Source organism: Pseudomonas ovata, from assembly GCF_003131185.1.
In the GTDB taxonomy this organism is placed as follows: domain Bacteria; phylum Pseudomonadota; class Gammaproteobacteria; order Pseudomonadales; family Pseudomonadaceae; genus Aquipseudomonas; species Aquipseudomonas ovata.
The window spans coordinates 47,640-60,760 of record NZ_QFFU01000027.1; the positions used below are offsets into that span (position 1 = coordinate 47,640).

The 13,121-nt window shown below is 58.9% G+C and carries 12 protein-coding genes and 2 pseudogenes; 4 read left to right on the top strand and 10 right to left on the bottom strand.

What is annotated here, in order from left to right:
- Positions 1-186: 186 nt before the first annotated feature.
- The 5 genes and pseudogenes from DGA31_RS25410 to DGA31_RS30390 form a co-directional block, all read right to left on the bottom strand.
- Positions 187-1,197 carry an RHS repeat-associated core domain-containing protein gene (locus DGA31_RS25410; RefSeq protein ID WP_109514381.1) on the bottom strand — a complete coding sequence of 337 codons (1,011 nt, stop codon included), beginning with the start codon at positions 1,195-1,197 and terminating at the stop codon, positions 187-189.
- Positions 1,198-1,540: 343 nt separating this feature from the next.
- The gene (locus tag DGA31_RS25415; RefSeq protein WP_109514382.1) at positions 1,541-2,548 is read right to left on the bottom strand and encodes an RHS repeat-associated core domain-containing protein; all 1,008 of its coding nucleotides are present in this window, start codon (positions 2,546-2,548) and stop codon (positions 1,541-1,543) included.
- Between the two features lie 193 nt (positions 2,549-2,741).
- Positions 2,742-3,830 (bottom strand): RHS repeat-associated core domain-containing protein, encoded by a 1,089-nt coding sequence (locus DGA31_RS25420; protein ID WP_109514383.1) that lies wholly within the window; start codon positions 3,828-3,830, stop codon positions 2,742-2,744.
- 225 nt (positions 3,831-4,055) lie between these two features.
- The gene (locus DGA31_RS30385; protein WP_241509653.1) at positions 4,056-4,310 is read right to left on the bottom strand and encodes a helix-turn-helix domain-containing protein; all 255 of its coding nucleotides are present in this window, start codon (positions 4,308-4,310) and stop codon (positions 4,056-4,058) included.
- 206 nt (positions 4,311-4,516) lie between these two features.
- Positions 4,517-4,846: pseudogene (locus DGA31_RS30390) on the bottom strand (DJ-1/PfpI family protein); the annotation flags it as partial.
- Positions 4,847-4,959: 113 nt separating this feature from the next.
- On the opposite strand from DGA31_RS30390, the pseudogene DGA31_RS25435 reads away from it, so the two are divergent.
- The 3 genes and pseudogenes from DGA31_RS25435 to DGA31_RS25445 form a co-directional block, all read left to right on the top strand.
- A pseudogene (locus DGA31_RS25435) lies at positions 4,960-5,112 on the top strand (aldehyde dehydrogenase family protein); the annotation flags it as partial.
- A 217-nt stretch (positions 5,113-5,329) separates the two neighbouring features.
- Positions 5,330-6,973, top strand: coding sequence for an acetolactate synthase large subunit (locus DGA31_RS25440; protein WP_056841743.1), 1,644 nt, complete (start codon positions 5,330-5,332; stop codon positions 6,971-6,973).
- Between the two features lie 272 nt (positions 6,974-7,245).
- Complete coding sequence (locus DGA31_RS25445) at positions 7,246-8,130, top strand: Ig-like domain-containing protein (protein ID WP_109514385.1); 885 nt, start codon at positions 7,246-7,248, stop codon at positions 8,128-8,130.
- A 53-nt stretch (positions 8,131-8,183) separates the two neighbouring features.
- Here DGA31_RS25445 and DGA31_RS25450 read toward each other — a convergent pair whose 3' ends face one another.
- From DGA31_RS25450 to DGA31_RS25470, 5 genes are all read right to left on the bottom strand, one after another.
- Entirely contained in the window at positions 8,184-8,867 is a 684-nt protein-coding gene (locus DGA31_RS25450) for a hypothetical protein (RefSeq protein ID WP_152035080.1), read from the bottom strand.
- A gap of 175 nt (positions 8,868-9,042) precedes the next feature.
- Positions 9,043-9,768, bottom strand: coding sequence for a ferritin family protein (locus DGA31_RS25455; RefSeq protein ID WP_109514387.1), 726 nt, complete (start codon positions 9,766-9,768; stop codon positions 9,043-9,045).
- A complete protein-coding gene (locus tag DGA31_RS25460; RefSeq protein ID WP_109514388.1) occupies positions 9,765-10,940 on the bottom strand; it encodes a hypothetical protein in 1,176 nt (391 codons plus the stop codon). The genes DGA31_RS25455 and DGA31_RS25460 overlap by 4 nt, the downstream gene beginning before the upstream one ends.
- A gap of 114 nt (positions 10,941-11,054) precedes the next feature.
- Complete coding sequence (locus DGA31_RS25465) at positions 11,055-11,537, bottom strand: DUF2269 family protein (RefSeq protein WP_109514389.1); 483 nt, start codon at positions 11,535-11,537, stop codon at positions 11,055-11,057.
- Positions 11,534-12,640 carry a saccharopine dehydrogenase family protein gene (locus DGA31_RS25470; protein ID WP_109514390.1) on the bottom strand — a complete coding sequence of 369 codons (1,107 nt, stop codon included), beginning with the start codon at positions 12,638-12,640 and terminating at the stop codon, positions 11,534-11,536. Before DGA31_RS25470 ends, DGA31_RS25465 begins: the two co-directional genes overlap by 4 nt.
- A gap of 91 nt (positions 12,641-12,731) precedes the next feature.
- Here DGA31_RS25470 and DGA31_RS25475 point away from each other — a divergent pair, with 91 nt between their 5' ends.
- The gene (locus tag DGA31_RS25475; RefSeq protein ID WP_056841730.1) at positions 12,732-13,106 is read left to right on the top strand and encodes a hypothetical protein; all 375 of its coding nucleotides are present in this window, start codon (positions 12,732-12,734) and stop codon (positions 13,104-13,106) included.
- The last annotated feature ends 15 nt before the right edge of the window (positions 13,107-13,121 follow it).

The window sequence follows — 13,121 nt, forward strand, 5'->3', positions numbered from 1 at the left end:
TCACTGATTTCCCAGGTCCTTGTGGGAGGCGGCTTGCCGGCGACAAAGCCATATAGGCAGCATACTTGTAGGGTTCTACCGTCCCTATCATGGCCAGTAGAGCCGCTTCAGATTCAATAAAATCTATAGTCTTGTGTCTGGCGCGACTTCAAACAGCCGAAACGCTGAATAGCGGTTAAAAATACATTACGAACTGAATCCATTAGGGTACTGGCGCAAGGTTTGGGTAATGACAATCAATTTTTCATGCTCACTCCGAGCCCTGAAAAATCGACGACTCAGCGTTGTCTTGGGGTTGCGCACCAATGCACTGAGCTTTTTATCGGTGAAGAGGGGGTGATTGTCGGGCAGCTTTGGCCAGTGTCTAGCAGTTGGAAGCGCAGAAGCGGCCATTTCAGCGAGGGATTTTGGGGCGTTGATTTTCAGATAGTCTGCAGCCATTTCAACAGTATTCACTTGCTGGGGCGTCAAAGGGCCTTGTTTGGGCGGAAGCGTCGACATAGGTGATGTGTCTACGAGCGTTGTTCTGTTGCCTATTTTTACAATGTTACCATTCATGTCGTTGACGGCTGGCGCACGAGTCGAGAGCTGTTGTGTGTTTTGTTGAAGACGGCTTCTGATGTTCAGGCGTGCTCTAAATGAGCGCCATAGTCTTGCCATCAGGGGAATGTGACCTGTAGGGTCGAAGTAATTAGTCGGATCCCCCATGCAATACCCATACGCATTCAGACCACCCTCCCAAAACGGGCTCAAGCTGTCCGGGCTGTTGAACCGCATCAGCACCGGATTGAACGCTCGATAGCCATTGCCCAGCAGATAATGCCCGGTCACCGGGTCAAGCCGTTCACCATTGAACCCTGGCAAGGGCAAAGACGCATGCAGCGGATGGCGCAGGCCGTAAGGCAGATAGGCAAATCCTTGTGGCTGCCCTGCACTCAGGGCATGTATCACCGAACCTGGCGCGTCAGTGGCGAGCAGCATCCCTTCACCTTGGCCTGACGCCAGCCGCCGCTGCGCCAGTAACAGGTCGGGCGTCTGCAGCCATGAAGTCTGCACTGCGCCCTGGATTTCTGTGCTCAGGCGGTTCAGGCGATAGAAGCCATGCGTATCTTGCTGGCCGAGCGGCGAACACCCGACCAGCCGGTCAATCGGATCGTAGTGATAACGGCACAGCAGCTCGGGTTTTGGGCGGGTCATGGGCAGTGGCCTTGAGCGCGAACAGGTGTACTCAGTTTTCACGTTCTCCTGACCCTTGCCTACCTGACAAAAATGATAGTTTGTAAAGCAGATCCTGATCAGCCAGCTCATCGCCTTGTATCAAACTTGCAGTGCACACCGATGCCTGCTGCGGGCGCAGGAACGTGAGTGTTAACGTTTGCTGTGCGTGAATATGTCAGGGATTGAAAATAACGGGCTTATAAGAGAAGGGCAACCTGTCGTTGAATCGGTCCGGCCAACGCATTTTTATCATTCTGAACGGGCCGTTGTATTCGTCTGTGTCGTCCGACAGTCTCTTGCGTGTCTGAAGTTTTCCTGGACGTCAGCGCTGCCTGTGACGGAGATGAGGCCCGGCGTCGCTGCGCGATGAGGTTGATGCGACGCGTCTTACCTGCTTGCCTGAGAGGAGGGAAACGTTTGAATTCAAGCTGCTTATCGAGCTACTGGCATAAGACGCTGTGTCAAAAGAACTTGAAGGGGGGCTACTGCCCGAGGGTAAAGCCTTTATTAATGCCTTTTTGTAATGGTCGATAAAGCGCTGAGGGACGGGCCTCGTGCTTTCATAGCTGGGCTTGAACAGATTGTTCATGCTGGAGTTTTTTCTGCTCGCAAGTAGGGGTTGAGCGCGGCTTAAGTCGAGCCTGCTACTCAATGAGGGCGTCAATGATCGTTGATTTTCAATTATCGTTGGCCTGCTCAGCGGCTCATCAAATGAATAGATTTTGAGCTTGGTAAGCATCACGTTGTTTGAACGATGGGCACTGAGGCCAAGGGCCGCTTTGATAGAGCTGAATAACCCCGCATGCCCCGTCGGATCCACCCGATTTACCGGATCCCCCGCGCAATACGCATACGCATTCACCCCACCTTCCCCAAACGGACTCAAGCTGTCCGGGCTGTTGAACCGCATCAATACCGGATTGAAGGCCCGATAGCCATTGCCCAGCAGGTAATGCCCGGTCACCGGGTCAAGCCGTTCGCCATTGAAACCTGGCAGGGGCAAGGACCCTGAGTCTGGATGGCGCATGCCATAAGGCAGATAGGCAAACCCGTGTTGCTGCCCCGCACTCAAGGCATGTATCACCGAGCCTGGCGCGTTCGTGGCGAGCAACAGGCTTTCATCTTGGTCTGCCGCCACTCGCCGTTGCGCCAGTAACAGATCGGGCGTCTGTAGCCATGAAGTCTGTAACGCCCCCTGGATTTCTGTGCTCAGGCGGTTGAGGCGATAGAAGCAATGCGTATCGTGCTGGCCGAGCGGCGAACACCCTGCCAGCCGGTCAATCGGGTCGTAGTGATAACGGCACTGCAGTTCGGGTTTTGGGCGGGTCATGGGCAGCGGCCTTGAGCGCGAACAGGTGCACTCAGTTTTCACGTTCTCTTGGCCCTTGCCCACCTGATAAAATGATAGTTCCACTCCGTCGCTTTTAAACAGATGTTGACAGCACATCGCAGCATCGTAAGTCCGTGCAATCAGAATGAATGGTCGAAAGACGGTGGCGCCAGCAGGCAAGGCATGTATGTGTTCAAAGGGGGCTGAAAGTAACAGGCCTGTAAATGTTTTTTCTGCGTGAAAATAAAGACCTGAAAGGTTCTTTTTTGTAAGCTGTTATGCCTTCTTGGTACTCATAGGCGCCGCTGGAAAGTTTTCGAATACTGTCTGACTGCGTCGCAATGAGATTTTCAATGTCGACCGGACTTAGATTTGTATGAACAAGACCGTCATAGCCTTTGGTCAGGCGGCCACTCACTTTTGAGAACTCACTGGCAAAGGAGTTTTCTGCCCCGGCGCCAGAGAAGCACAGGAGTAGTTTGACTTTGTCTGCGCTGTGGACTTCTACACCCGCTTGCATTGCCCGATTATAAAGTGCGCGTGGGGTTAATGCGTTACCCCCTGACATGGCAAGGTGCATGGGCTCGAAGCCCGCTGGCGGCTCAGCGGTGCCATGACCGAGAAACCCTATGACTTTGGTTTTGGAAGCGCTTTTCTCAAAGCTGAAAATACCGTCTGCAATTTTTCTGATATTGGTAGCGGGCTGGGTGGCTTTTACAGGATTAATCCATGCCCTGATCCGTTTGAAAAAACTTGGTAAATGTCCCGTCGGATCCACCCGGTTCACCGGATCCCCCACGCAATACGCATACGCATTCAATCCACCCTCCCCAAACGGACTCAAGCTGTCCGGGCTGTTGAACCGCATCAATACCGGGTTGAAGGCCCGGTAGCCATTGCCCAGCAGATAATGCCCGGTCACCGGATCAAGCCGCTCGCCATTGAACCCTGGCAGAGACGCGGAGTCTGGATGGCGCATGCCGTAAGGCAGATAGGCAAACCGGTGTTGCTGTCCTGCATTCAAGGCATGCATCACCGAACCTGGCGGATCAGTGGCAAGCAATAGGCTTTCACCTTGTCCTGCCGCCAGCCGCTGTTGAGCCAGTAACAGATCGAGTGCCCGTAGGCATGAAGTCTGCACCGCCCTCTGGATTTCCGTGCTCAGGCGGTTCAGGCGATAGAAGCAATGCACATCGCGCTGGCCAACCGGCGAACACCCGGCCAGCCGGTCAATCGGGTCGTAGTGATAACGGCACAGCCATTCAGGCGTTAGATGGGTCATAGGCAGCGGTCATGGGCGTGGGGCAGATGCCCTCAGGTTCACCCGTTATCCCGGCCTTGCCTACCTGTCAGAACTGCCAGGCCCTAGGCTCTGTACGTAAAGTGGCTGCGCTCGGCCATGCTGCGTTAAAAATCGACTCGCAATGCTCATTGACACGTGTCAACTGTGCTTGCTCGCCGTTTTTTGCCTTGCCTGACCTTCGCTCACCGACTTTTCGTACAGAGCCTAAAGATCCAGCCCCACCGGCTCCGCCTGCCAGTCGGCCTTGAACCGTTCCACTTCATGCCGGCGCTTGCGGTAGGAGTAGGGGGTCTCGCCGTATTGCTTGCGAAACCACAGGATGAAGTGCGAGGCATCGGAAAAGCCGCAGCCCAGGGCAATGGTGGTGATGTTCTGGCTGGTGTTGACCAGCAGGCGCCGGGCGTGGTCCAGGCGCAGTTTGCGCCAGTAATTGGCCGGCGGTTCCTGGGTGTTGGCCACGAACTCACGGTGCAACTGGCGCGGCTGACCCGGTCGTTTTCGTAGATGCTCGGCGGGGCGCCGGCCTGCTCCCGGGTGTCGGTCTGGGCCTCGACCAGCAGGTATTCCAGGCCTTTCTGCGTTCGTACCGCGCCGCAGTGGCGGCTGATCAGGCTGGCGGCCAGGTCGATGGCGGTGCCGCCAGGGCAGGTGATGATGCCGCCGTCGTCGACATAGCTCTTGTCCAGCACCGCCGTGGCGCCCGGGAACAGCGTCTTGAATTCGTCGAGGATGGTGAAGTGCACCGCGCAGCGCTTGCCGTCGAGCAGCCCGGCCTTGCCCAGCACGAACGAGGCCGAGCACAGGGCGATGATCGGCACCTTGGCCGCATGCAGGTCACGCAATGCGTCGAGCAGCCATTGCGGCGGGTTGCGGGTTTCGCCCATCAGGCCGCCGGCGATCACGATGTAGTCGTACTGCGCCCAGACATTGAGCGGCTTGGTGGGCGAGATCGGCATGCCGCAACTGGCGGTCACCGGCTCGTCCAGGCAGGTCATCCAGTCCCACTGGCAATGCACCTGCTGGCTGCGGAATGACTTGTCGGCGGCAAAGCGCAGCGAGTCGACCAGGCCCGCCACCGGCACCAGGGTGTTCACGAGTGATCGTCACGAGCGGCATGGTAATGATCAATTTGCCCACCGCCGGCGTCGACTATCACGTGCCGTTCGGCGGCAACGGCGCTTCCAGCCTGGGCGCACGCGAGCAGGGCACCCACGCACGGCATTTATTCACCCGGGTCAAAACCGCTTATCAGTTGGCCTGAGCACTGTTACTTTCTATGTCGGGGGCGCGTCTACGCTCCATGTGCTTTATGACACCTAACCTCGGTAGGAGCGCGCTCTGCCCGCGACCGGCTGCGTCAGCAGTCGTAAATTTGTGGCGTTTCACACATTTTGCGAGCGCTAGCGCACTCGGTCGCGGGCAAGCGCGCTCCTACGGGGGTGTCTGCTTTTTACAACCAACCAATGATGAGGAGCATCATGGCCAAGGCCGCCGACGTGGTAGTGCAATGTCTGGAAAATGAAGGCGTCGAGTACGTGTTCGGTATTCCAGGTGAAGAGAACCTCGACCTGCTCGAGTCGCTGCGCAAGTCGCAGATCAAGCTGGTGCTGACTCGCCACGAGCAGTCCGCCGGCTTCATGGCCGCCACCTATGGCCGTCTGACCGGCAAGACCGGCGTCAGCCTGTCGACCCTGGGCCCGGGTGCCACCAACCTGGTCACCGCCGGCGCCTATGCCTACCTGGGCGGCATGCCGATGCTGATGATCACCGGCCAGAAGCCGATCAAGAAATCCAAGCAGGGCCGCTTCCAGATCCTGGATGTGGTCGGCATGATGCAGCCACTGACCAAGTACACCCATCAGTTGGCTTCCGCGGACAACATCCCGTCCCGTGTGCGTGAGGCCTTCCGCCTTGCCGAAGAAGAAAAGCCCGGTGCCGTGCACCTGGAGCTGCCTGAAGACATCGCCGCCGAACAGACCGACGCACTGCCGATTCCTCGCAGCCTGCACCGTCGTCCGCTGGCCGAGCACAAGTCGATCGAGGCCGCTGTCGCCAAGCTCAAGAATGCTCGCAGCCCGATTCTGGTGATCGGCGCCGGTGCCAACCGCAAGATGACCGCCAAGGTCCTCAAGCAACTGATCGACCAGACCGGCATTCCGTTTGTCACCACGCAAATGGGCAAGGGTGTGGTCGACGAGCGCCACCCGCGCTTCCTGGGCAACGCCGCACTGTCGTCCGGCGACTTCGTACACCGCGCCGTCGAGGCCGCCGACCTGATCATCAACATCGGCCACGATGTGATCGAGAAGCCGCCGTTCTTCATGGTCCGGGGCGGCACCGAAGTGATCCACATCAGCTTCCGCTCCGCTGAAGTCGATGCGGTGTATTTCCCGCAGATCGAAGTGATCGGCGACATCGCCAACGCCGTATGGCAGATCGGCGAAGCGCTAGAAGGCGTTTCGCACTGGGACTTCACCCGCCTGCTGGCCATCCGTGAAGCCAACGAAGCGCAGATCGCCGAAGGCGCCGACGACAACCGTTTCCCGGTTTACCCACAGCGCCTGGTCGCCGACATCCGTCGCGCGCTGCCGTCCGAAGGCATCGTGGCGCTGGACAACGGCATCTACAAGATCTGGTTCGCCCGTAACTACAAGGCGCACAAGCCCAACACCGTACTGCTCGACAACGCCCTGGCAACCATGGGCGCAGGCTTGCCGTCGGCCATGGCTTCGCACCTGGTGTACCCGGACCGTCCGGTGATCTCGGTGTGCGGCGATGGCGGCTTCATGATGAACAGCCAGGAACTGGAAACGGCCGTGCGCCTGAAGATGAACCTGACCGTGGTGATCCTGCGCGACGATGGCTACGGCATGATCCGCTGGAAGCAGGCCAACATGGGCTTCACCGATTTCGGCCTGGACTACGGCAACCCTGACTTCGTCAAATACGCCGAAGCCTACGGTGCCAACGGTCACCGCGTCGAAAGCGCCGAAGGCTTCCTGCCGCTGCTGGAAAAATGCATCAGCACCCCGGGCGTGCACGTGATCGACTGCCCGGTCGATTACAGCGAAAACGACCGCATCCTCAACACCGAACTGCGCGAGCGCAGCCTGGCGGTGTAACCGGCCGTTTGCCTGACGCTGCATGGGTGCCTTTGAAAACGTAATTTTCAGAGGTGCCCGTATGCCGTAGGAGCGGCTTCAGCCGCGAAGGGGTCTGCACATTGCCGACCTTTTCGCGGCTGATACAGATTTATTCCTGAACTGTAGGACGTTTCTGATTTTTATTGATTGTCATTGAACATTTGATTTTCGAGTGATTACGTCGGCCGTGTTCTGGAATTAATGCCAGAGGGCTCACGGGTCGACTCAAATAATCAAATGGAATTCTGACAATGATGGATAAAAATAAAAAGCGTCTGAACCTATGGCTGGCGGGTGTATTGACCGCTACGGCCTTGCCGGCATTCGCCCAGACCGATTCGTTGAACCCGGCCAATCAGCCGCCGGTCCAGGCATCGATGACAATGGTGCTGGAGGACCGTGTTCATCTGCTCAAGCATGAGCTGGAAAGCGTCACGGCGGTTCACCACTACACCTTTACGGCCGTGCGTGGCCAGACTGTTCTATTGGCCATTCCGGACGTCAGGTCCTACGGCAAGCAATGGCGGCTGGAATACCGGACCGATGGCGGCGAATGGAAAGCCAAGCGCTGGAGCGGGCCTGAAAAGATGGAACGGCTGGCGCCAGGGACAACAGTTGAAGTGCGGGTGATGGCCGCCGAGGGGGTTCAGTTTGACAAGGCGCCTTATGAACTGGCGTTTGGTTCGTACCCACACATGCGTTATGACTTCCATCACGAAAAGGGCTTCATGCCTATTCCTCATGGGCTGACCAAGCCTGCTTTTCTCGCCACCCAGGCGTTGACCGAGGCGTTGCTGGAGGTCAGTTTCACCGACAGTAAAGGGCATCCGCTGGAGGGGGGCGTAGTTGCATTTACTTTCAAGCCTAGCGGTGTCGCTGACCGTAAGACCACTGTCTACACCTCTGGCAGTGACGGAAAAGTGGTGGAGCTCATCAAGTTCAGTGGCTGTAAAGGTGGTTTTTATGCTAAGCCATTCATTCATGTCAATAATGGCAGGAATACATGGGCTACTCGCTACGAGGTGGGCGATTATGAGGCGCTGAACTTACTTCCTGGTGTTCATGCAGATAAACCGCATCACTATAATTTTGGGCACATTTGTAATCGATGGTTGATTAACTGGTCCAGGAACTGACGATTTAGCGGGCACCCTGCAGGCGTTTTTCGGCAGGGTGCCGTTGCGCGCCATCAGACGTTAGTATCAACCCAGGGCTGTTCACGGCTTTCGCCATTCTCAATGATCTGGCGTACAAAAGCTTCATGCATCCTTTCGGGCTTCAGCAGGACGAGCTTTCCATAATCAAGCGTGTTCTGAATATTCAAAAGACTCAGTGTGTATTGACTGCCGAATGCAGTGTCCTCGTGATCAACCAGGGCCATTGCCATTTTGGCGTGCCGGTGAACACTCCACTTGAATTCACTTCTGTCATTGAATATTTTTGTCAGGTATTGCACATCCTCTTCAGTCAGTAACAGGTCTTGGTTGAGTATCTTTATTTGCTCATCATCACCCAGTGTGTAGCTGAAGTTCTTACTGGCAAGATCAGGCCTGAAAACACCCAGTTCGTTTCTGATCTCGGCGTAGAAGCACTGCTGGATCTGGAGTTCTATAGTTGAAAACGACTTAAGGTCATTCAGGTACATTTCTTTGGTTAAAGGACGCTTTTCTTCAGGTTTTCCGGTCTCATGATACGTGTAGGTTTTCCCCTTCCACGGCTCTGCCTCTCGGGTATAAAACGCTTTTGCCCGCGCCTCCCTGGGGTCTTCGTTGATTTTCGGCGTGCTGGATAAAGCCTTTTCAGCACCCGGCCCAGAAGGCCTGGGCAGCACGTGAGTGGGTATTGGTGTCGAGGCGATACCGGTGATGTTCATGTCGATGTTCTCTGGCGGGTGGATTCGTTATTGCTAACGGCCATCGCGCCAAGAACTGTGCCTGATCATGGTGTAGGACTATTCCGAAGATGAACCTGGTTGTGAGCGGTGTCTCAAATCGGGCACACATAAGCCCGTTGGCCACACCCGTGACGACGAGTGTGGCCACACCCCCTTAGCTCACTTGATCAAGCAAATCCTGCCTGACCGCACTGCGGATCCTGGACAGATGCTCTTCTTCCTGCACAAAGGCGCGAGCGAAGCTGTTGGCGATCATGGGGTGGCCGCCCTTGTCGGCCAGTTCGATCAACAACTCCCAGGCGGCGTTGTCTTCCAGTTCGATGGTGAGGATGGCGCTCATCGATTGCGACACGGTGGTGCGCGGGTCGGTCAGCACCTGCAGCACGCCGGTGGCCTTGACCCCGGCCACGTCGGCACAGGGAGTGACCGCCGTCGGGTCGCCGCCCAGGGTTGCGATGGTGTCGTGCAGCAGGTGCATGTGCTCCAGTTCCTGTGCCTGGATTTCGCGCAGGGTCTCGACCAGCTCCGGATTGGCCTCCGGTGCGGCCAGGGCCTTGGCGATCATGGCCTCGTACAGCCTTACGCCGGTACGCTCGAAGGCCAGGCGCTCGCCGAGCTTGTCCAGCAGCACCTGCGGGTTCTTGCCGATCGCCTTGTCGAAGGTGGTCTTGAGCTTGCCCTTGACCGAGTCGGGCGCCGGCACCGTGCCCACCGGGTCCGCTTCACGAATGGCGTGCTGGCGTGCGTGTGTGTAGGCCTCGGCATTGCCCGGCACGTCGGCCGGGAACAGGCGGGTCGCTTCAAGCTGGCGTTTGGTGTCGTGCGGCGCCTTTTGTGCACCGGTCTTGTTCATGCCGATTTCAACCTGAGGTGTGCTCATGAGCGTGCTCCCTGGGTGTTGAGTTCAGAACCGGGTTGCCAGTTGTAGCCGGCCGAGACGATGTCGGCCGGCACGCCCTGGCTGTTGATACGAGCCCGATAATCCAGTGACCGCTGGCTTTCCTGCTCCTTGGCAACAAAGGCGCTGCCACGGGTGCGCAGGTCGCGTTCCTGGCGCAGGGTCTCGCGCACGAAGTCGCGCTGGCTCTTGAAGTCGATCATGCGTGGCAATGGGCCGGCGAGCACTTCGGCCGGATCGCGCCGCTCATGCTGCTTGAACAGCTCGCAGGCCAGGTTCAGGTGGCCCAGCTCGTAGTCGACAAAGCGCTCCCACAGCGCCTTGATGCGCGGATTGTCCTCCTGCTCGGCGCAACTGGCGTAGGCATAGACTTCCATTGCCTCGTGGATCATCCATTTTTCGATAAAGGTTTCGCCGGGGTCCTGCAGCGAGCCGTACTGAGTGACGTGCTGTTCTTCGACCGAGGCGATCTCGGCGTACAACGCCCGCGCCAGCGGGTCGGCAAACACCGGGCCGATGTTCATGTAGTAATCGTGGGTCTGGTACTCGGCGGCGGTGATCAGCGCGGCATGCAGCTTGGTGATCAGTTGCGCGTCGTCCTTCTGGTAATGCTCGCGCAGGTCGTCTTGCGGTGCGCGATGGTGCTCGCGGGTCGGCCGGCCGGGCACAATGTCGGTGTAGCCCTGGGTGATGGTGCGTGCGTCCTTGCCTTCCAGCCGGTCGAGCATGGCGGCGTAGCGGTACAGGTGGTCGAAGTCTTCGAGCAGGCCGAAGCGGTAGGTCTGGGCCTGGTAGGGATCCGGTTCGTTCTGTGCCACCGCGGCGGTGACTTCGATGGCCACCTGTTCGTAGGCCACGGTGGTTTCCAGCGGCGAGTGGTCGGCTGACAGCAGCCAGTTGACCGTGGTCATCTGGTGCTGCTCGACCCGGCGGATCTGCGCCAGCGGCAGGCGCAGTGCCTTGTGAAAGCGGTTACCGAAATGCTTGAGGCGCAGGGTGTCGGCCTCTACGCCGTTCATCAGGATCACCCGCACGCGGGTGAAGGCATCGTCGTCCAGTTTGCTGATCGGCTTGCCGGCCAGCTCACGCCAGGTAAAGGTCTGTTTCTCCAGCGGAACGCCTTTGTTATCCAAGAGGTTATCGATCTTGTCCATCGAATGATCTCCATCATCAGTGGTGTTTACACAGGCCTTGAACGGCTCAGGCTCTGCGTAAAGGGTCGACGACGGGGTATCGGAGACATTCCTTGTGCAACGACGAATGGCCGCTTACTGAATGAAGCCGAACAGTCCGCGCTTGGTCACCATCAGCAGCACGATCACGAACATTCCGGCAAAGCCGGCCACGCCCAGCCAGAACCAGGGCCGAAACAGGGCGTCCCAGCTAGCGGGCAGGGGCTGGCCCTGGCGGGCGGTTTGTTCGGCCAGGCGCTGCATGCGTTTTTGCAGGATCAGCACCGGCAGCCACAACAGCCCCACAGCAACGAAGAGGATCAAGGCATCGCGCAGCCAGGGACTGGCCGGCGACATTCCGGTCAGGTGCAGCATGCCAAGCCCGGTGCCCACTTGCAGGACGCCCGCCGGTGTGGTGATCCAGGTGTCATAGCGCACCACCATGCGCGCCACCTGGGCGATCACCTGCGGGTCGCGGGTGTTGCGCGCGGCGATCAGGTACAGGTACGAGCCCATGCCGAACCCGAACAGAAACACCGCCGCAATGACATGCAGGTATTTGAGGTAGAGGTAGGTCATGGGCGGCCCTGATAACGCACGCTGAGTTCGATATCGTGCGGCGCATCGATGGCCGCCAGGTACTCGGCCACGCTGATTTCACCCACGCACGGTCGCGCCCCGGGCGCCGGCCGGTAGCCGGCGGCCATCTTCAGCGCCAGGGCCACCGAGGCGCAGCTGGGGATTTCCGGGCCCTTGTCGCGCTCGGCGGTCAGCTGGATGTTCAGGCGCAGGGGCAGGTCGTTGTGGTCGATACCGGTGGCTTCGACATACAGCGCGCTGAGCCCGTCGCCCAGGCGTTCGCAGGCCACGCCCAGCCGATGCAGGCGTTTGGCCCAAGGTGCGGGGTCAGTGATCAGGCCGATGCGCACGGCCTGGGCCAGCGCAGCGGTGGCCAGGGCGCCGGGCATCAGGCCGGGGCCGGCCTTGAATACCAGTTCGCTGGCGCCGTAACGCTCGCCGAACAGGTCCATGTCCGGGACGTCGACATCGGCCAGCCAGCGCCAGCCCAGCCCCGGCAGATGACGCCGCTGCAGGCCCAGCCAGCCGGGCACGGCGCGGGGTTGGCCGTGGCGCCGCTGGAGGATGGGCTTGCCGGCATAGGCCAGTACCCCTTCGACCGTGGCCAGGCCGGGCATTTTCGCTGACGAGGAAATACCGTGTTCGATGCGATCAATGCGCTTGAAGCGTGCGCGCTGTTCGTCGAGCAGCGCCGCCGACAGGCTTGGCACTGAACTGCAGCCGCTGAGCACCGCCACCCCGGCGGCCCGGGCCTGCTCATCGAGCACATGGATACCGTTGACGAAGGTGCGGCAGTCGGCCAGGTCGCAGTAATGCACGCCGGCCTCGATGCATTGCTCGGCCACGCGGTACGACTGCTGCTGGAAAGGGCCGCCGGTGTGCACGACCAGGTCGACCTGCAACTGGCGCAATGCCTCGCTGAAGCCGGGCCCTTGGGCATCCCCGCACCAGGTGGCCAGCGGCAACTGCCTGGCCAGTGATTCGAGTCGCGCAGCATCGCGCCCGGCAGCAATCAGTTCGATACCGGCGACACCGGCCAGGTGCCGACATACGATAAAGCCGAAATTGCCATAGCCGCCAACCACCAGTACCTTCAATGACATGACTGACTCCGTGTAAAGGGTTTGTGCGGATGGTAGCAGGGGAGGGCAACGAGGTATCTTGACCAATCACGCACGCCATACGGAACAGGCCATGACCGAGCACTCCCGCACGACCGTCCCCAGCGACTGGAAGACACAGCCTTTGCCGGCCCTGTACGTCACCCTGCCACTGGACTTCACCTTGACCGCCGAAGAAACGGTGGCCGCCCGCCGGGGCCTGATCCCGCAGCAGATGGAAGACAAGTGGTTCTTCTATTTCATCGACGACACTCTTTACCAACACCGCAGCTGGACCGGCAACTGTATCTATCAGGTGCATTTCGCGCCCCATGAAGGCGGCTGGCGGGCCACGCATGCCGAGGTCAACCGTGACGCCGGGCAATACAGCAATACTGACAATGCACAGGACATCGAGCTCATTGAAAAGCTGACCCGTTACCTGGTGCGCATGCAACTGCAGCCCTGAACCCAGCCCTGGAGC

What these genes read in the sequence shown, in the direction of transcription:
- DGA31_RS25465 (WP_109514389.1), bottom strand. Translation starts at nt 11,537, where the DNA reads ATGACCTACCTCTACCTCAAATACCTGCATGTCATTGCGGCGGTGTTT.
- DGA31_RS25445 (WP_109514385.1), top strand. Translation starts at nt 7,246, where the DNA reads ATGATGGATAAAAATAAAAAGCGTCTGAACCTATGGCTGGCGGGTGTA.
- DGA31_RS25415 (WP_109514382.1), bottom strand. Translation starts at nt 2,548, where the DNA reads ATGACCCGCCCAAAACCCGAACTGCAGTGCCGTTATCACTACGACCCG.
- DGA31_RS25410 (WP_109514381.1), bottom strand. Translation starts at nt 1,197, where the DNA reads ATGACCCGCCCAAAACCCGAGCTGCTGTGCCGTTATCACTACGATCCG.
- DGA31_RS25475 (WP_056841730.1), top strand. Translation starts at nt 12,732, where the DNA reads ATGACCGAGCACTCCCGCACGACCGTCCCCAGCGACTGGAAGACACAG.
- DGA31_RS25450 (WP_152035080.1), bottom strand. Translation starts at nt 8,867, where the DNA reads ATGAACATCACCGGTATCGCCTCGACACCAATACCCACTCACGTGCTG.
- DGA31_RS25420 (WP_109514383.1), bottom strand. Translation starts at nt 3,830, where the DNA reads ATGACCCATCTAACGCCTGAATGGCTGTGCCGTTATCACTACGACCCG.
- DGA31_RS25455 (WP_109514387.1), bottom strand. Translation starts at nt 9,768, where the DNA reads ATGAGCACACCTCAGGTTGAAATCGGCATGAACAAGACCGGTGCACAA.
- DGA31_RS25460 (WP_109514388.1), bottom strand. Translation starts at nt 10,940, where the DNA reads ATGGACAAGATCGATAACCTCTTGGATAACAAAGGCGTTCCGCTGGAG.
- DGA31_RS25470 (WP_109514390.1), bottom strand. Translation starts at nt 12,640, where the DNA reads ATGTCATTGAAGGTACTGGTGGTTGGCGGCTATGGCAATTTCGGCTTT.
- DGA31_RS25440 (WP_056841743.1), top strand. Translation starts at nt 5,330, where the DNA reads ATGGCCAAGGCCGCCGACGTGGTAGTGCAATGTCTGGAAAATGAAGGC.